This is a genomic window from Bradyrhizobium sp. CCBAU 51753 (genome assembly GCF_015291565.1).
In the GTDB taxonomy this organism is placed as follows: domain Bacteria; phylum Pseudomonadota; class Alphaproteobacteria; order Rhizobiales; family Xanthobacteraceae; genus Bradyrhizobium; species Bradyrhizobium ivorense.
Genome location: NZ_CP030037.1, coordinates 8,034,796 through 8,051,478 on the forward strand (window position 1 = coordinate 8,034,796; position 16,683 = coordinate 8,051,478).

The 16,683-nt window shown below is 60.9% G+C and carries 17 protein-coding genes and 3 pseudogenes; 9 read left to right on the forward strand and 11 right to left on the reverse strand.

Going from position 1 to position 16,683, the window contains the following annotated elements; genetic code table 11:
- Positions 1-41: 41 nt before the first annotated feature.
- From XH93_RS36815 to XH93_RS36825, 3 genes are all read right to left on the reverse strand, one after another.
- Positions 42-710 carry an arginase family protein gene (locus tag XH93_RS36815; protein WP_246799407.1) on the reverse strand — a complete coding sequence of 223 codons (669 nt, stop codon included), beginning with the start codon at positions 708-710 and terminating at the stop codon, positions 42-44.
- A 204-nt stretch (positions 711-914) separates the two neighbouring features.
- Positions 915-1,262, reverse strand: a complete 348-nt coding sequence (locus XH93_RS36820) for a hypothetical protein (RefSeq protein WP_194471230.1) — start codon at positions 1,260-1,262, stop codon at positions 915-917.
- Positions 1,263-1,344: 82 nt separating this feature from the next.
- The gene (locus tag XH93_RS36825; RefSeq protein ID WP_027561366.1) at positions 1,345-2,619 is read right to left on the reverse strand and encodes a DUF892 family protein; all 1,275 of its coding nucleotides are present in this window, start codon (positions 2,617-2,619) and stop codon (positions 1,345-1,347) included.
- A 229-nt stretch (positions 2,620-2,848) separates the two neighbouring features.
- Between XH93_RS36825 and XH93_RS36830 the strand changes: the two genes are divergently transcribed.
- Complete coding sequence (locus XH93_RS36830) at positions 2,849-3,049, forward strand: hypothetical protein (protein ID WP_194471231.1); 201 nt, start codon at positions 2,849-2,851, stop codon at positions 3,047-3,049.
- Here the strand turns inward: XH93_RS36830 and XH93_RS36835 are convergent.
- Both XH93_RS36835 and XH93_RS36840 read right to left on the reverse strand, forming a co-directional pair.
- Positions 3,046-4,161, reverse strand: a complete 1,116-nt coding sequence (locus XH93_RS36835) for an FAD-binding oxidoreductase (RefSeq protein WP_194475480.1) — start codon at positions 4,159-4,161, stop codon at positions 3,046-3,048. The genes XH93_RS36830 and XH93_RS36835 overlap by 4 nt on opposite strands.
- A gap of 137 nt (positions 4,162-4,298) precedes the next feature.
- On the reverse strand, positions 4,299-5,804 hold the full coding sequence (locus tag XH93_RS36840; protein ID WP_194471232.1) for an FAD-dependent oxidoreductase: 1,506 nt from the start codon (positions 5,802-5,804) through the stop codon (positions 4,299-4,301).
- A 161-nt stretch (positions 5,805-5,965) separates the two neighbouring features.
- Here XH93_RS36840 and XH93_RS36845 point away from each other — a divergent pair, with 161 nt between their 5' ends.
- The 3 genes and pseudogenes from XH93_RS36845 to XH93_RS36855 form a co-directional block, all read left to right on the forward strand.
- Positions 5,966-6,481, forward strand: coding sequence for a ferritin-like domain-containing protein (locus XH93_RS36845; protein WP_194471233.1), 516 nt, complete (start codon positions 5,966-5,968; stop codon positions 6,479-6,481).
- A 67-nt stretch (positions 6,482-6,548) separates the two neighbouring features.
- Entirely contained in the window at positions 6,549-7,064 is a 516-nt protein-coding gene (locus tag XH93_RS36850) for an inorganic diphosphatase (RefSeq protein WP_194471234.1), read from the forward strand.
- Positions 7,065-7,464: 400 nt separating this feature from the next.
- A pseudogene (locus XH93_RS36855) lies at positions 7,465-7,662 on the forward strand (DUF6496 domain-containing protein); the annotation flags it as partial.
- Positions 7,663-7,763: 101 nt separating this feature from the next.
- On the opposite strand, the gene XH93_RS36860 reads toward XH93_RS36855, so the two are convergent.
- The 3 genes from XH93_RS36860 to XH93_RS36870 all read right to left on the reverse strand — a co-directional run bounded on the left by XH93_RS36860 (position 7,764) and on the right by XH93_RS36870 (position 10,474).
- Positions 7,764-9,164: a carbohydrate porin gene (locus XH93_RS36860; RefSeq protein ID WP_194471235.1), complete on the reverse strand. Its 1,401-nt coding sequence runs from the start codon at positions 9,162-9,164 to the stop codon at positions 7,764-7,766.
- 144 nt (positions 9,165-9,308) lie between these two features.
- Positions 9,309-9,917 (reverse strand): cysteine hydrolase, encoded by a 609-nt coding sequence (locus XH93_RS36865; RefSeq protein ID WP_194471236.1) that lies wholly within the window; start codon positions 9,915-9,917, stop codon positions 9,309-9,311.
- 2 nt (positions 9,918-9,919) lie between these two features.
- The gene (locus XH93_RS36870) at positions 9,920-10,474 is read right to left on the reverse strand and encodes a phosphatase PAP2 family protein (RefSeq protein WP_194471237.1); all 555 of its coding nucleotides are present in this window, start codon (positions 10,472-10,474) and stop codon (positions 9,920-9,922) included.
- Positions 10,475-10,867: 393 nt separating this feature from the next.
- On the opposite strand from XH93_RS36870, the pseudogene XH93_RS36875 reads away from it, so the two are divergent.
- The 3 genes and pseudogenes from XH93_RS36875 to XH93_RS36885 all read left to right on the forward strand — a co-directional run bounded on the left by XH93_RS36875 (position 10,868) and on the right by XH93_RS36885 (position 12,982).
- Positions 10,868-12,178 (forward strand): annotated as a pseudogene (locus tag XH93_RS36875) (NRAMP family divalent metal transporter).
- A 22-nt stretch (positions 12,179-12,200) separates the two neighbouring features.
- Positions 12,201-12,539, forward strand: coding sequence for a DUF3147 family protein (locus XH93_RS36880; protein ID WP_194471238.1), 339 nt, complete (start codon positions 12,201-12,203; stop codon positions 12,537-12,539).
- 5 nt (positions 12,540-12,544) lie between these two features.
- Entirely contained in the window at positions 12,545-12,982 is a 438-nt protein-coding gene (locus XH93_RS36885) for a DUF3147 family protein (RefSeq protein ID WP_194471239.1), read from the forward strand.
- Here XH93_RS36885 and XH93_RS36890 read toward each other — a convergent pair.
- Positions 12,972-13,142, reverse strand: a complete 171-nt coding sequence (locus tag XH93_RS36890; RefSeq protein WP_194471240.1) for a DUF2934 domain-containing protein — start codon at positions 13,140-13,142, stop codon at positions 12,972-12,974. The genes XH93_RS36885 and XH93_RS36890 overlap by 11 nt on opposite strands.
- A gap of 493 nt (positions 13,143-13,635) precedes the next feature.
- Entirely contained in the window at positions 13,636-14,004 is a 369-nt protein-coding gene (locus XH93_RS36895) for a gamma-glutamylcyclotransferase family protein (protein WP_246799409.1), read from the reverse strand.
- Between the two features lie 154 nt (positions 14,005-14,158).
- Here XH93_RS36895 and XH93_RS42605 point away from each other — a divergent pair, with 154 nt between their 5' ends.
- The gene (locus XH93_RS42605; protein ID WP_246799410.1) at positions 14,159-14,560 is read left to right on the forward strand and encodes a hypothetical protein; all 402 of its coding nucleotides are present in this window, start codon (positions 14,159-14,161) and stop codon (positions 14,558-14,560) included.
- A 590-nt stretch (positions 14,561-15,150) separates the two neighbouring features.
- Positions 15,151-15,516 (forward strand): response regulator transcription factor, encoded by a 366-nt coding sequence (locus XH93_RS36905; RefSeq protein WP_194471241.1) that lies wholly within the window; start codon positions 15,151-15,153, stop codon positions 15,514-15,516.
- Here the strand turns inward: XH93_RS36905 and XH93_RS36910 are convergent.
- Positions 15,513-16,602: pseudogene (locus XH93_RS36910) on the reverse strand (ROK family protein). The gene XH93_RS36905 and the pseudogene XH93_RS36910 sit on opposite strands and share 4 nt — an antisense overlap.
- Positions 16,603-16,683: the final 81 nt, after the last annotated feature.

The window sequence follows — 16,683 nt, forward strand, 5'->3', positions numbered from 1 at the left end:
TCCGAGGGCAACGCAGAGGATGCGCGAGGCGGCGAGTACGCCTAAGCCTCGTACATCCGTATCCGGCACCAGTTCCACGAGATCAAAACCAACGATCCGCGCCCGCTGCGTAACGCCAGCAACAGCTCGACGATATCGAGATAGGCGAGACCACCCGGCTGTGGGATCAGTACCGCGGGGATGACAGTCGGGTCGAGGCCGTCGCAATCGAGCGTAACGATGCATTGGCTGCCCGGCGAGATGAGGTCGATGACCGGCTGCACGCCATGTCGGCGCACGGTCGCCGCACTGAACAGTGTCACGCCCCAAGCTTGGGCGTCGGCAAGATCCCGTTCCCGCGAACCACCGATGCCGCGCTGTCCAACCCGAATGATCCGCGCCACCCATGGCATTTCGCTGGCGCGGCGCATGGTACCGGAGGACGTATGTTTGAGGCCATCCCGCTCGCCACGCCAGGCGAGATGCGCATCGATTTGCAGGATGGTGACGGGGCCAAACCGCTCGAACCCCGCGAAGAATGGAATGGGAACCGAGTCATCCCCGCCGAGCAACAGGGGCACGGCTTCCGCCTTCAGAATGCTCGCGGTTGTGGACGTGATCAGCGAGCGGTTCTCCTGCGGTGTTGCCGGATCGTTTGGAAGGTCGCCAAGATCAACCGCCCGCAGTCCTTCCGGGATCAAAGGGCCGTCCTGATCGAAATCCCACCGCAAGGGATCACGCGCAATTTGCTGGGTACTTTCCCGTAGAGCCGAAGGAGCGCTGCGGCGTGGCTGGTGGCGCCCGGAACATGCGGCGTCGCGTCCGGCGCACCAAAGATCACGACATCCGCGCTTGAGAATATGTCGGGCGCCGCCGCAGGGAGGCCTAGAAAGGTGGCGGGGGTGACAGGATGTGTCATGGCGCGTGTGGAAGGCCTAAATGCCTATTGGTATTGGCAACGGCAATTGCACGTCCGCGAAGCGTCCTTCATAGCGGTCGGCAAAGGCGTGCAGGGCCTCCGGTATATCGCGGAGCTGGAGATCGCAGCGCCGCCGCAATTCGTGAACCACCTCGGCCGACGCATCGCGCACCCGGCCTTGAGCGATATTGAAGACTACGACCCGGCGCGGGCATTGATAGTTTCCCTCCAGCAGATCCATCACAACGACTTCGAAGTCGTTGCCAAGGACGGGCGCCTCGCACCAAACAGGGCCCGAGGCGCCACGATCGTCTTCAACGAGATAGATATCCTGCTCGTCATGCCGAGCGACGATGGACGACATCAGCAACGCCTCCGACTACAGCAAGGCACTGCGGCTGACGCACGCAGTTACCGTGGCATTGCCCGGGACCGCCCTCATCCGCCTACTGTTCGGTCTGTTCGACGGCGGCCGGCATCTTGGCGACGGACATCAGGGACCGCGCGACCTGGTTGAGCAATTGGTCAGCGTTTTCCTCCTCTGCCAGTGACTTCGATAGGAGGCTGACGACGGCGCTATGGCGTAGCTGCTGGGCGAGGTTGCGCGCTGTCGTGTAGCCGGCAATCTCATAATGCTCGACCCGCTGCGCCGCGCCGATCAGGGCGAGGTCGGCCGCGGCGTCTTCCTTCTCCTCGCCCTCGGTCATGACTTCCTGACCTTCTTCGACAAGACCCATCATGCCCTTGCAGGGCTTGGCGCGCGCGGACTTGCCGAGCAACTCAAAGCATTCATTGATGCGCTCGATCTGGGTTTCGGTCTCGCCGAGATGCAGCTCGAACAGCTCGCGCAACTGGTCGAATCGCGCCGCTTCCGCCATCTTGGGAAGCGCCTTCGTCAACTGCTTCTCGGCGTGAAGGATGTCGCGGAGCTCGTCGATCAGCAGGTCGCCAAGACCGGCCTCGTCGACCGGCGGTGAGCTTTCGGTGACGATAGCCGACGCGGGTCCTGGTTCCCCGGCCTGAATGGCCGGCGATTCCGTAAAGACCCATTCGCCGCCCTCGTTCCAGGGCCCGCGGGTGTCGATCTCACCATGATCGCCGGTGCCCGTGGAGTCGTTGAAGAACTGGTCGACGAGACCCGGTGTGGGCGCGATGCGGCCAATGCTGAAGGCCGGCTTGCTCATGCTCTCGAGGGCGAGCGAGAATGCCTTCATATGGGTGATTTCGCGAGTCATGAGGAACTGCAAGGCGTCCTTGGTGCCGGCGTCGTCAGTAAAGTTGATCAGGCGTTCGTAGACGATCTTCGCCCGCGCTTCGGCGGCGATATTACTGCGCAGATCCACGTCCAGTTCGCCCGTGATCTTCAGGTAATCGGCGGTCCAGGCATTGCCTTGCGAATTGAAGAGGTTCACGCCGCCCCCACCCGCGATCGCGATCAGCGGGTCGGCCTCGGCCGCCTGGCGATCAAACTTCGCCGGCTTGAGATGCATGCGGGCCAGCGTACCGACGACTTCCAGATGGCTCAGCTCTTCGGTGCCGATATCCATCAGGAGGTCCTTGCGATCGGGGTCCTCGCAATTGAGGCCCTGGATCGAATACTGCATCGCGGCTGCAAGTTCGCCGTTGGCGCCGCCGAACTGTTCAAGAAGCATATTGCCAAAGCGCGGGTCCGGCTCATCAACGCGGACGGTGAACATCAACTTCTTGACGTGGTGATACATGGAAGAGCCTCGGGCTTGAAGGGAGATTAGTCCCGAACGGCTTGACGCTGCGGTCGTTCCTATCGGGACAAGTGTCGCTGTGGCGGGTCCAAGGGTTTGCCGTGCCCGTTGCAGTGCTCGGATTCAGCTTCCCGGTTTGTCGGCGAGAACGATCCGCGCCTCGTGCTGGCAGGAACGGATGGTTGCCCAGCACATTCATTGTGCGGGTGGCCCGCCGCAGGAGGATCAAATGGATAGCGAAGACGCCATGGCAAAAGTGAAGGACGTTTCGGAAGGCGTGCGTGAGACCGCCCGCACGGTGCGGAAAAGCCTGGAAGAAGGGCAGCAGCCAGGCCAAGCGCTCGCCTTTCTGCGCGACGTGGTGCGAGAGGCCCCGCTGCCCTCGCTACTCGTCGCTTTCACGCTAGGCTGCCTGATCGCGCGCCGTTAGCCAGGAATATCGCGGTCAATTGCAAGATCATCGAGCAGGGGCGAAGAGCCTCCGGCAAGCAACGCAGCCAGAAGTTCCGCCGCGAGGAAGCTAAAGGTAATTCCGTTGCCGCCATAGCCAAAGGCGGCGAAGATATTCTTGCAGCAGGGCACCGCGCCGATCAACGGCAGGCCGTCATGGGTGGTATCGAAAGCGCCGGACCAGGTGAAGTCGACCCGGTCCGATGCCTGCGGCCAAAGTGTCGTCAGATAATTTTTGAGTGCCGCAACTTTTGCCGGTGTGGCGTGATTACAAGCCTCGGGCTTGATCAGCGCAGGATCGTCCTCGCCACCAAGGATGATGCGGCCATCAGCGGTGGTCCGCGCATAATGATAGTTCCGGCTCGCTTCCCAGATCAGCACCTGCTCTGGCCATAGATTGCCTGGCTGGCGCCGCGTCGCAATGGCCCAGCTAGAGGCTGGTCGGGCTGTGGGCTTCACGATGTCGGGTATTACATAGCCGGTCGCGAGCACGACACGGCGCGCCTCGATCGAAAGCCCGCTTTCGAGGCCGACGGTTACGCTCTGGCCCGCGCTATCAAAGGCAACCGCATCAGCCTTGAGAAGGCGGGCGCCGCGCCGAAGGGCGATATTAAGCAGGCCATGCGTGAGCAGCACCGGATCGGCGTCAGCCGCGTCCCCTGACAAAAGGGCGCCCGCCCGCGCGATGCCAAAGCGCTTCAGAAGCGCGGCATGATCGAGATAGCGGGATGGCAGATCGGCGCGGTTTCTCAGCGCGTATTCATCCTGAACGAGCTTCGGACTGTCATCGACAGCGAGATAGAGCGAGAGACGCGGACGCATCTGGCACGCAATTCCATGCTGTGCGACCAGGGACAGGAGGTCTTGCGCGGCATGGTGGCTGGCCCGATAGCAGCGCACGGCTTTCTCGAAGCCGTAGAGCTGCGCGAGTTCGAACAGTGGCCGGTCGATTTCCCAGAGCAGCATGGCGGTGCTGGCCACCGTGCTGCCGAGACTGGGAAGCTCGCGATCGATAATGACAACTTGGCGGCCTTGCCGTGTCAGGCGCTCTGCCACCAGCGCGCCTGTGATGCCGGCGCCGATGATCAACACCTCGCATCGAAAGCTGCCAGCGACCGGCTCAACCGGCCGCAGTGGCAGGACGGCCCACGGCGTGTGCGGGCTGCGCAGATCGTCCTGCTCGATGTCATCGTCCTTGAAGATAGAACGCTCCCAAGTGCCCTGACCCGCTAGACCTTCACCGGGCGCAAAGCCGCCACGGCCGGGGCATTGATCGGCTGTCCGTTGGGGGCGAAGATCGAACCGTGGCACGGGCAGTCCCAGCAGTTCTCGAAGCTGTTCCAGTGCAGATGACAGCCGATATGGGTGCAGCTGGCTGAATGAAGATGTAGTTCACCGGCCTTGTCCTTATAGGCGGCGATCTTTTCGAGTCCTCGCCGCAGGATGGCTCCCTCACCCGGCATAAGCTCCTCAAGCGAAGCGATTTCACCCGGCGCCACGTATTCCGCGAGATTTTGCAGGATCGTCATGTTCTCGCGCAGGAAATTCTTGGCCGCCGCGAGCGGCTTGCGATCCGGCGCATAGACAGACCTCCACGGATGATCTTCGCCCAGAATAAGCGCTGTATTCAACATCGCCCCCATCACGCCATGGGTCAGACCCTGGCCTGAATCGCCCATGGCAAGGTAGATGCGCTCGCTGCCGGGCTCGTGGCCGATGAAGCCGGCATAGTCGATCGTATCGAGAACCTGGCCAGACCAGCGATGGGTGATCCGGCCAAGGGCCGGGATCAGGTCGCGTGCCCAGCTTTCCAGCCCGACAAAGCGTTTGTCGGCGTCGTTGGCTTCGCCGCTTTTCTGGTCTTCGCCGCCGACAAGAACGAAATCGTGATCGTCTGGGCCGGTTTGCAGCCGTACATAGTGGTAGGGATCTTCGGTATCCCAATAGAGCGCATCGGGAAGTTCGCCCCGTTCAATGGCGAAAGCGAGGACATACGTGCGATAGGGAGCCACCTTCGTGTGCAGTTGAAAGCGATCGGCGATGGATGCGTTGGTCGCGATCACCGCGTGGCTAGCCGTGACCTGCCCTTGCGATGTTCGCAGCGAGACGGCGCCGTCCTGCTCGACCACTTCTTCCACTGGACTGTTGGCAAAGAAACGAACGCCGCCGCTCTCGCAAACGGCCGCAAGTCCGGCGAGATATTTAAGAGGGTGGAATTTTGCTTGGCTTGGATATCGAAGGACATGCCGGTCTTCGCAGCCCCTGAGCGGTACGCCGACCAGCCGGTGAACCGGTGCGCCGACCTCGCGCACCGCCTCCAGCTCCGCATCAAATATATCGGCCGGCATGCCGTTGCCTTGAAACAGATAGCCGTCAAGACGGAGGAAGGCGCAGGCGATATTCTCGCTGGCTTGGATGTCCTCGATCCGGTCGACGGCGGCAGCCTGGCTTTCGTAAAACAGCTTGGCGGCATGGGCGCCGCGCAGCTTCTGGAATTCGCTCATCAGATCATCGCAGAGCGGGGCAAGATGGGCCGACGTGCGCGCCGTCATGCCGCTTGCGATGCCTTTGCGGTCGATGACGACGACCGACTGGCCGCGCTTCATGAGTTCGTATGCCGTCGAGAGCCCGGCGATGCCGGAGCCGACCACGGCGACATCGCAGTGCACATCGCCTTTAAGCGCTCCCGCTTCCGGCAGGATCTCCGTCTCCATCCAGAGCGAGGTGCTGACCATATTGAACTCCAACCCAAAGAGGCAAAACGCGGGCTCTTTGCGCGGGTTCCTGCGGACGCGCGAGACACCACGTCATCATCCTCCCGGCCGGCTGCGGCGTTGTCGCATAGGAACCAGCATGCTGAGCGTGCGTTTCCCCGCTTTAGAGCGAGGAGTAAGCCGTGGGACTATTCACCAAAGACATCAAGACGATGGACGACCTGCTGCTGCATGGCTTGCAGGATATCTATTATGCCGAGCAGCAGATCACCAAGGCCTTGCCGAAAATGATCGACAAGGCCACCAACCGTGATCTGGCAACCGGCCTTAAGAATCATCTCGAGGAAACCAACAAACAGATCGAACGGCTTGACAAGGTCTTCGAGAAACTTGGCCAGTCGCCAAGCGGCACGCAATGTCCCGCCATCGACGGCATCATCAAGGAAGCCGACGAAACGGCCGGCGAGATCGAAGACAAGACGGTGCTGGATGCGGCGATCGTCGCCAACGCGCAGGCCGTCGAGCATTACGAGATTTGCCGGTATGGCACACTGATCGCCTGGGCGGAAGAGCTCGGCCACGACGATATCGTGCGCTTCCTGACGACGAACCTCAACGAAGAGAAGGCGGCGAACACCAAGCTCAACACAGTCGCGTTGCGCAAGGGCGTCAACAAGAAGGCCTCCACCGCCGCATGATCCAGGCAGGGCCCTACGGATCGTTTCCATCGGGCCTGCTACTCCTTTCGAGGCCAAGTCATCCGTCATGACCAATCTGACAAAACTGCCGAGTTGGGCTGACGATAAAAACATCTTCGCCGTGGTCGAGACGCCGCGCGGCAGTTCGTGCAAGCTCGATTTCGATCCTAAGCTCGGTGCTTTTGCTCTGGCGAAGCCGTTGATGGCGGGCCTGACCTATCCCTACGATTGGGGTTTCATTCCCTCGACCAAGGCCGAGGATGGCGATCCACTGGATGTGCTGATCCTGCACGACGCGCAAACCTATCCCGGTGTTGTGCTACGCTGCCGGCCGATCGGCATTCTCGAAGTGGAGCAGAAGAAAAAGGGCAAGAGCGAGCGAAACGATCGCATTTTTGCGGTACCGGACCGGTCACCGCTCGAAACGGATCTCAAGGATATCCGCAATCTTCCATCGCATGCGCGCGATGATCTCGAACAGTTCTTCCGGGCAACGAATGCCCTGGAGAACAAGGATCTGAAGTTTCTCGGCTGGCATGGACCAAACCGTGCGACCAAGGCCATCAAACGGCTGGCCCGCTGAGCTGCACTCTCAGTCATCGCCATCGTACTCATCACTGGTGACTAGAGCGTGTGTCTTGCTGATCTGTCGCGCGGCTAAGCTGTGTGGCGACACATTTCGATGGCGCGGGCAAATTCCAAGGTACAGCTCCGCGCATCCGACCTAGCACACGCTGAATAGGATTGACCGCATAGGAACGCCGCCAGATGTTGCATGGTTGATGGCGTGGAGAACCCTTGATCGATGCGCCGCACCAGAACTCAGCTGAAGCAACAGATGTCCAACCGAGTCCGCCGACGCACTTGGCGGCTGAGTACTGAGGAAGACGACGAAGGCATCGAGGATTGGATGGTCGGTGGGGGTGACAGCCCGCCGTCTTGACAACGTCTGTCGTTATCCGAACACGGAAAGGAAGAAACCCATGGCAAAGAAAGCAAAGAAGAAGCGTCGCACCTCGAAGAGCTCGGGCTCGGACGTCAAGAGCGAGATGCGACGGTACAAGAAGGGGACCGCCAAAAGCGGCCGTGGCGGAAAGGGCGGCAAGGTCAAAAGCAAGAAGCAGGCAATCGCGATCGGCCTTTCCAAGGCCCGCAAAAAAGGCAAGAAAGTTCCCAAGAAAAAGAAGTAACGGGCAGTATGCAGTCACTGCGCAGTCACGCGCCATTCGGGCCGTCTCAGCGTTCCCTGCAACGCGCGGCACCAGGTTTACAGGCACACGGCTTAAAACTTCAGGGTCGTTCGCAGGCCAAGCACGGTCGCATTGTGAAGCGCCTTGCCGGGCATTGCACTGGAAGGGCTGGTGGCGCCTCCGCCCGGATGGATGATGTATTGAAGATTGGGCTGTAGCGTCCACCCGTCCCTGATCTGATATTGATACACGGCGGTCAGAAGGCCTTCGAAACTTCGCATGGGCCAGGTTGGATTGACGAATGTGCGATAGTCCGCGTCGAGCGTCTGCGCGCGCTTCGATACATGCGCGTAGCCGGCCGCGATTCCGAACTTGTCGTCCGGACGGCGGTCGTCGAGTCCGATGAATTCGATGCCGGCATCGGCGTAGCGATCGATGAGATTGCGGTCGACGGGCGCACCCGAGACGCGCGCAAAGATGCCGATGCCGCGATCATCGCTTTTCGGCACACGATAGAGCTTCTGCTCGAATACCATCCAGCCGCCGACGTCACCGAACAAGAGCAGAGGTTCGCCGCTGCTAACGGGTGAAGCGAGTGAGACGCCATTGGATGCCAATCTCTGATCGGCGAATGACCCAAAATGACGCCAGCCGCCAACCTTGATCTGGCCGGCCGGGTTCGGATCGCCCTTTTTGTTATTCCAGGCATACTGGATCTGGCCGAGCAGCAGTGGCGGATCGTTGACGCGGAAGTTGACGCCATAGCGGTTACGCTCTTGCGGATCGCCAGGGCCGGGTCCAGCCTGATCGCCATCGAAAATGGCGCCGAGAACGGACAACTGCTCAGTTACATTCACCAGAAGCCGGGCTCCCATGGCAGCCAAGGGAGGCGACGGACCGCCGCTTGGCAGATCAAGCGAGGTGATCGCCGGCCAGCCCATCGAGGCGTTTGTCAGCACGTCGGTGTATTTGGTATTGAAGAACTCGCTGTCGGCCGCAAGTTGCCCCACCTTGAGCGAGACTTTCTTGTTGCCCCACTGCTTTTCAAAATACGCCTCGTAAAGACGCGTGGACGGCAACGCCTCGATCCCGCTGACCACAAAGTAATTCTGGAGACTGCCGCGAGACAACCCGCCGCCATGGATCTGGAACACGTTGGCATGAAATGTCAGCTGGTCGAGGCCGGCGAGCTTTTGCAGGTCTAGGTCCACGGCGAGGTTCAGCCGACCCTCGTAAACAGAACCCTGTTTCAGTCCGCCGGAAGGATTGCCCAGCACTTCGCCGATATAGGTGGCTGCGAATTTAACGCCGTATTTTTGGAAAGGGTTGGGAAGCAGGGCCAGGGTCTTTTCCTCCACGGTACTTTCGCCCGTATCGGGATCGGCCGGCTTATCGTCGTCGGTCTTCTTGTTTTCCTGGGCGGCCGCTGCCCCCGCCGCCAGCAGAGCGGCGGCGAGAAGCAATTGGTAAAGGCGCCTTTTGGTACGGCTCACAGTTTCGATCCTGATTGGCGGAACGCCCGCCCATCGGGCCATGCGATCGGCTTCAATTCAAGCCCGTTAATCGAAGTGTTTGCTTTGCAAGCGCAAGTCTAACCTATGTTAAGCGCGCCCTAGAAGTTCCATCATCCTACGCGCTCAGTCGTCGATCGCCCAACTCGCTAGAATGCGGTCAACCGATGCCACCTCGATCTGCAGACTGAAGCGCTTGGTATAGAGCTCGATCAGCGCGTCGTGGCTCTCATCGGATGAGCTGCATAGCGCGTCTTCGGCAAGGATCACGCGGTAGCCAATATCGACCGCGGCAAGCACGGTGGCCAGCACACAAACATCAGTCTCACCGCCGGAAACGATCAGCGTATCCACCTGATGCCCATCAAGGAAGCCTTGCAGCCGCCCATTGGCGAAAGCGCAGTAGGTCTGGCGGTCGATGACAGTGGCAGGCGGCACGGAGCGTAGCAGGGCCGGCATCAACTCCAGCAGCGCCGGATCAATCCTATCACGTGTTACGCATTCCCATTTCTCGTAATAGGCCTTCCAGACGCCGCGCGCCTCGGCCTTGTTGCGGACGGGTATGAATCGCGTGAAGACGGTACGCTGCGGCGCATGTGCAATCAGCCTGACCGCTTCGGGTAGCGCACGCTCAAGCCAAGGCGTTGCCCATGGAGCACCGGGCGAGAACAATCCTTGCATATCGATGCAGAGATGGACGGCATGCGGGCCAGGCGGTGAGAGCAGTTGCCCCATGACTAGCGCGACCTTCCGAAGCCGGTCAGCCGCCGCATCAGGCGCTCGAGGACCGCGCCGATCGCCAGACCCGCGATCACGTCGCTTGCCCAGTGCGCGAGCAAAACGATGCGCGTCGAGACGAGAACGGCACCAATGGCCAAGACAAGGTTTCTCTTGGCTGGCGGCAACTCGGTTGCGGCGGAAGCAAGGGCGCCGACATGCACAGCGTGACCCGAGGGAAACGCATCAAGCGCGTTGCCCGAGAGCGGAATGCCATGCAGATGGCCGCGCAGGGTACGGCGATCGGGCCGCACCTGATCGAACTGCGTTTTCAAAAGATGAGGCAACACGACCGCGGCAAGCGTCGTTAGAAGAACATGGTCGCTTGCCCGTCGCTGCGCTGGCGGCTTGGAGCGCGACCAGAGCCACCATCCGACGGCGAGCGCCGTCAGGACGTGTCCATCGGCTCCCCAGGTGATGATCGAAGATACGTCTTCGGGCGCTGGCCCGGTGTTGCGCGCGATCGCACGCGCGAGCGCGGTGTCGGCGGGGAGAGGGTGCACGCGTGTTGTCATCGATCGCTTTGACCTCCTTTCCCGATTGGCTTGCCGCAAGCTCCATAAAATAGCGATTGGCAAGCGGAGCCGGTCGTCTCGGTCTCTCAATCAACGGCCGAGAAAACCGTTCCCAGCGAGGAACTGTGCGGCGGACGGTGGCGTTGAAAGCGTGGGACAGACGATTGGAGGAAAGAGCCATGGGTTTTGGACGAGGCGCATTGTTGTGGTTGCTGGGTATCCCGCTGCCGATCATTCTGCTGCTGGCGATCTTCTGGCACCATTAGGCTGGCGAGCCGCGTCCCCGGCGGCGCGGGCGTCCCCCTATCGCGCGTTGAATTCTGACCGAAGAAGTCCTCGTTGCTTCTTGACGTGGCAAACGGGACGCCGCGCAGCCCTGATCCCGAGGAGCACATGGCAAAAGCCGAGGCCAAAACGCCGGATGCCAAAAAGCCGGATGAGAAGAATGGCCTTCTGAAACGGCTCGGTCCATGACTGATTACGGGCGCATCGGACGATGATCCGTCCGGCATCGGCACTTACAGCCAGGCCGGCGCGCAGCTCGGTTTTGGCATCGGCTGGACGATGCTTCTCAGCTATCCATTAATGGTAGCGATCCAGGAGATTTCGGGCCGGATCGGAAGGGTGACCGGTCACGGCATCGCCGGCAATGTCTGCCGCAATTATCCCAGCTGGGTGATCTGGTCGCTCGTCGGTCTTCTCTTCGTCGCCAACACAATCAATGTTGCGGCCGATCTCGGCGCCATGGCGGATGCCGCGAAGCTGGTGATTGGCGGCTCGGCGATCATCTATGTCGTTGCCTTCGCGGTCGGCTCGGTACTGGCGCAGATCTTCATCGCCTACAAGCGCTATGTCGCGATCCTCAAATGGCTGACGCTGGTGCTTTTTGCCTATGTGGTTGCGCTGGCGGTCGTCAAAGTGCCCTGGGCTGACGCGCTCAAGGGATTGTTCATCCCAAAGGTCGAATGGAGCGGTGCCTTTCTGACGACGCTGGTCGCCATCCTCGGCACCACGATCTCGCCGTACCTGTTTATCTGGCAATCCTCGCAGGAAGCCGAGGAGCAGCGCATTCATCCCGACAAGAAACCGCTCAAGGAGGACGCGCGTACTGAAGCGCGCGAGCTCTGGCGCATTCGGCTTGACACGATGATTGGCATGGCCTTCTCGAACATCATTGCGATCGCGATCATCATTACGACAGCCGCCACGCTGCATCAGCAGGGGGTGACCGATGTGCAGTCATCGGCGCAGGCGGCCGCCGCCTTGAAGCCAATTGCGGGGCCGCTGGCCGAACTGGTTTTTGCGCTCGGCATCATTGGCACGGGTTTGCTCGCCGTGCCGGTGCTAGCCGGATCGACCGCCTATGCCATCGGCGAAGGCCGCAAATGGCCGGTTGGTCTCGCGCGCAAACCGAAGCAGGCGGTGGCTTTCTATTCGGTGCTTGCCCTCTCGGTCGGCCTCGGTGTTGCGCTCAATTTCACGCCCATCGATCCAATCAAGGCGCTTTACTGGAGCGCGGTCATCAATGGCGTGCTGGCGGCGCCGGTGATGACCATGCTGATGCTGCTAGTCAGGCGCCGTGACGTGATGGGCAAGCTTGTCGTCGAAGGCTGGCTGTACTGGCTCGGCTGGGCGTCAACAGCCGCGATGGCTCTTTGCATCGTCGGCATGGCCGTCAGCATGCTGATGCCGACAACGTCCTAAAAGCTAGAGGCAAGGAGCTGTCGTGGATTACGCACTGCGATTCATCATCGGCGGCCTTGTGGTCTCACTGTTCGCGGTCATAGGCGACGTCCTGCGGCCCAAGAGTTTCGCGGGATTGTTCGGCGCCGCGCCCTCGGTGGCGCTTGCCACGCTCGGCCTCGCTTTCTGGAAGCATGGCGGGGACTATGTTGCGGTCGAAGCTCGCTCGATGATCCTCGGTTCGGTTGCGCTGGCCGCCTACAGCATGGTTGTTTGCCAGTTGCTGATGCGGGCCGACTGGTCGGCGCTCAAATCCACTCTCACGGCTCTCGCGGTCTGGATCGTGATGGCGGCAGGCCTCAAGCAAGCCCTCATCGGGTAACGGTCATGGCGGTACATTTAAAGTTTTCCGCGCTCAAGCAGGGACGACCTTATGAATATGTCGTGCGCTTCATTCACGGCGGGTTGGCGACTGTCGTTGCCGGTCTCGTAGCGGACTGGGCAGGGTCCGAGGCCGGCGGGCTGATGCTGGCCTTTCCGGCGATTTTCTGCGCCAGTGCGACCTTGATCGAGAAGCATGAACGCGAGCGCAAGCAACAAAAGGGCCTGCGGGGCGAGCAGCGCGGCAAGGGCGCCGCCGCGCTTGATGCCGCCGGAGCTGGCTGGGGCAGCATCGGCATGGCCGGGTTCGCGCTGGTGATCTGGTGGCAGACACCCCGTCTTAATCCAGCGCTCTGCCTGGCTGCCGCGTCGCTGACCTGGTTCGCCATCGCGGTGTGCATGTGGAGAATGCGGCGTGCGTTGCCAACGCCTCCTACTCAGTAAAGGTACCAGACTTCTCATCCGAATTGAGCGCCGGATCGGACAGCGTCAGCTCGCGCTCGGCTTCGAACCAAAACCGATCCTGCTGCCCTTCAGGCTCGCCCGCCGCTTGCCACAGCAAGTGAGCGCGCTCGCGTATCTGCTCGTCCGTCGGCTTTGCCATGCTGCGCTCCCACCATTGGATTGTGCAGGCGCAACGCGATCGTCGGTTGCTGGTTCCAACTTGACCGCCGTTTAAGCGTCCATTCAATCTGGGCGGATTAGCGTCTCCCGTCTATTGTATCGACTTGGCCCGATCTCTCGGCACCTCCGTGCGCACATTGCGAGAAGCTACATGGTCCGTGCTGGGGATGCGCTTGCACGACTACGTACGCCGGAAAAGGCTTCTGGCCGTGCAGCGCAGCCTCCTGCGAGGTGACGCCTAGCGTCGAGGCTGTCGCGCTTGAAAATGGCTTCTGGCATCTCGGTGATTTTGGCGCGCCTATCGGACACTATTCGGCGAACTGCCATCGCAGTCATGATCGCGCGCCGCGCGCGGAGAAGCGCGGATCTATCCTCAAATCACCCTGCCGCGGGCGACGATTGTTGCGCATCGTAAACGCGTCGTCTGATCTTATCGTCGCCATGGAGCGACAAATCGGTCGTCCTCGTAAATTTCAAGGAAATCGCTGTGATATGCCCCCTTCGGCGAGATCGCGCGATTTCATATAGGCGAAGGCCCTGACTGTTTGGCCGAAACTAAGTGGGACGACCTCTATGGCGATGCGGAAGTTGCCTGGCTTGCCGAGCGATTCCAGCCTGTCAAGCTTCTGAAGCCGGTGCGCATCAATGCGATACACCTCGCCGGTGATCCAATGTCCGCAACTAGGTTCATTGAACATCATTGGCGCGAACCACGGTCCGGCAATGACGAGCGGAAAACGCTCGACCGTTCGGTACTCGCCGAGCAGCAAGGCCCCATCGAGACCGCATTTGTGAAGAGGCCGCCCTCTTTTTAGCGTTCCGAACACGAAGACATGCGGCATGGCACTCGCTCGTCACCCGCGCATTATTTCTAAGCCAACTTGCGCTCCGTCGTCTCACGAATGGCATTGTGGGCGACAATCATCAAGCCTTCGATTGTGGTGTTGCCCTTGCGCGCGCTGTGGATGAGCTTCTGGGCAATCGCTTTCGGAAAAGATGATCTCCACCGTGCGGCAGGTCGCGGCAGGCGTCTTCGAGCACGGCGTCGAGGGCGGCCTTGGTGCGTCGATCGAGTTGTTTCATTGGATATTCCCCCGGCGGATAGCCAAAAATCTAGGTCCAATTGCCTACCAATCCCATAGGAACCTCGATGTTCCTAAATCGTTGGCGCGTCAGAAATTGGAAATTGGAGATTCAGTCGTGCCCGGCAAACGTAACCGGAAGCGGCCTGCAGGCTCGCTGCAAGAGCGTCTCTTAGCGATGGCCGAGCTGGCCAGACGGCGAGCTGAAGAGATTCCTGAAGGCGAAGAACGCAAGAAGCTGTTGCAGAAGGCTGAACTGACTGAGCACTCGGCCGAGATTGAGGCTTGGTTAGTTCCCACGGCGTCATCGAAGTAGGTGACGTAGCTGACAACGCGCACCCAAAGGCGCGGCACGAACCCCCGACCTCCAAGCCTGGCCGCCGACTTTTCCCCGCCTCCTTCGCAGGCTTGGCGCCTTCGCCGCAGCAGCCTCCTGATCCATGCTTCGCCGCACGCCATCGTCGGAAGGGCACGTGTGAGGTCGACCAGCGCCGCCTCGTACTGGTCTTCGAACTCGTCGAGTTCGAAGCGCCCTGCCTTCTGAGTCCCGATGGGTTTGGCAATATCCAGCATGTCCTTCGTGACTTCACGTGCTGGATCTCGCCTAATTTACCTTCCGATCGTGAAGCTCGTAGGGTAACAGAGCAGCGTCCCGACCAGCCCTTGTCCCTCGCTCGAGCGCTTTGACGTGCTCGCGGCTAGTCAGCGCCACGCGACGGCTGCCGATTTTCTCCAACTCGCGGATGGTCCTTGCAGGTAGTGGAGGTCGTCGTGGCCTTCGAAATGCGGTCGATCACGCGCGGCAGCGACAGCTGCCGAGCCTCCCAAAAAGTATCTTAGGTTAATTCGGAACAGCCCCAGGACTGGACAGTTTCGAAAAAGGAATGATGCAATTGAGGTTCTACGTTGCGAGTACTAATCGTCGAGGACGACCCCTTGATCCGCGAGTTCGTAGTCGAAGGTCTTCGCGAAGAAGGCTTCGAAGTAATCCACGCCGCGAACGGTGAGCAGGCGCTCATATGGTGCAGACGGAAGATCGCGGACGTCTTGATTACCGACATCAAGCTGCCGGGCAATGTTGACGGATGGCAGATCGCGGAGCGCTGTCGTGAGCACGACCCCAGCCTTCCGGTGATCTACGCGACGGGCTTCTCGCCCGTGGCGCCGCGTCCGGTTCCCGGCAGCCGGGTGCTGCAGAAGCCCTATCATCCGGACCAGATCGTCGAGGCTATCCGGGAGGTGACGTCCGGACGGCTGCCACCGAGCGCCTAGTTCTTGCCATTACCGCGGTTGGTGAAGCGGGCGTTGCCGAGCCCGGTGCCGATGGTCAACACGGCCCAGCGCTTTGACGTCCTGCATGAACGGCATCTCGGACAAGCCCTGCACGACACGGTCGTTGTGCATGACGATGGCAGTATCGTGCTCGCCAATCTGTGGGATTCCTTCGACCAGGCTGGCCGGCAAGTTGAACTTGCTGCTCTCCCAATTGCCGGGCAGGTTCTGAGCGCCCTTGTCGATCGAGCCATCGCTCTTGATGACGCCGGGACACGCGATTCCGATGAAGGGCGCCAGGTTGAATCCTTCCTTGCCCGCCTTCGCGATCAGGTCTTTGAGCATCCTGACCAGATGCTTCACGGCCTGCTCTCGGCTCGGCTCGTCGTCGGCATGCTTCCAGAGCTCGGACTTCCAAACGCAGGCCTTCGCCAGGTCCGGTGACTTCTTGCCTCGCGTCTCCACGACGCCCGCACGGATATTGGTGCCGCCGATGTCGACGGCGAGGATGGAATCGTGACTCTCGAAGATCCAGGACGGCGCAAGATGCAGGGCGCCCACGAGGCCAGCATCGTCCGGGTGGTTGCGGATCGGCAGCATCTCGATCTTGAAGTCTTCGGCCTTTAAAATGATCTCGGTGCGGGCGATGGCGAGTTCGCCGAGCCGGCTGTTGCGGAAGCCGCCCCCGACGACGATGCGCTCCGTCTTCTCCCAGGCCTTGGACTTGAGAAAACGACGCGTGATGTAGGCGAGCTCCTGCGCGAACTCCTCGATCGCGCTGTGCACCACCGCTGATGCTTCGGTGTCGTCGCCCACGAGGATCGCGTCGAGCACCTTCTTGCTGATGCTTTCGGACGGCTCCTTGCCGAAGGGGTCTTCGCCGGTCTTGCGCAAAGGCTTGCGCCACTTCTCGAGGATATCGCGGAAGGCGCCCTTGCTGGCGCGGTCGCCGATGAATCCTTCGTCGTCCTTTAATTCGATGTTGAAGCTGTCGATCTCCACCGACGGAAGGCGCGAGGCGCCATGGGCGGCTATGCCGGTGGTGGTGATGGCTTCGTCGGTCAATTCTGCCCCTCCGCGCCGCATTTGGCGCATGCTATCAACCCAAGGGTCAATGCGCGGTTCCTAGCCCGGCTTCGCGGGACAAAGGTCTCCGCCCGCCTATCG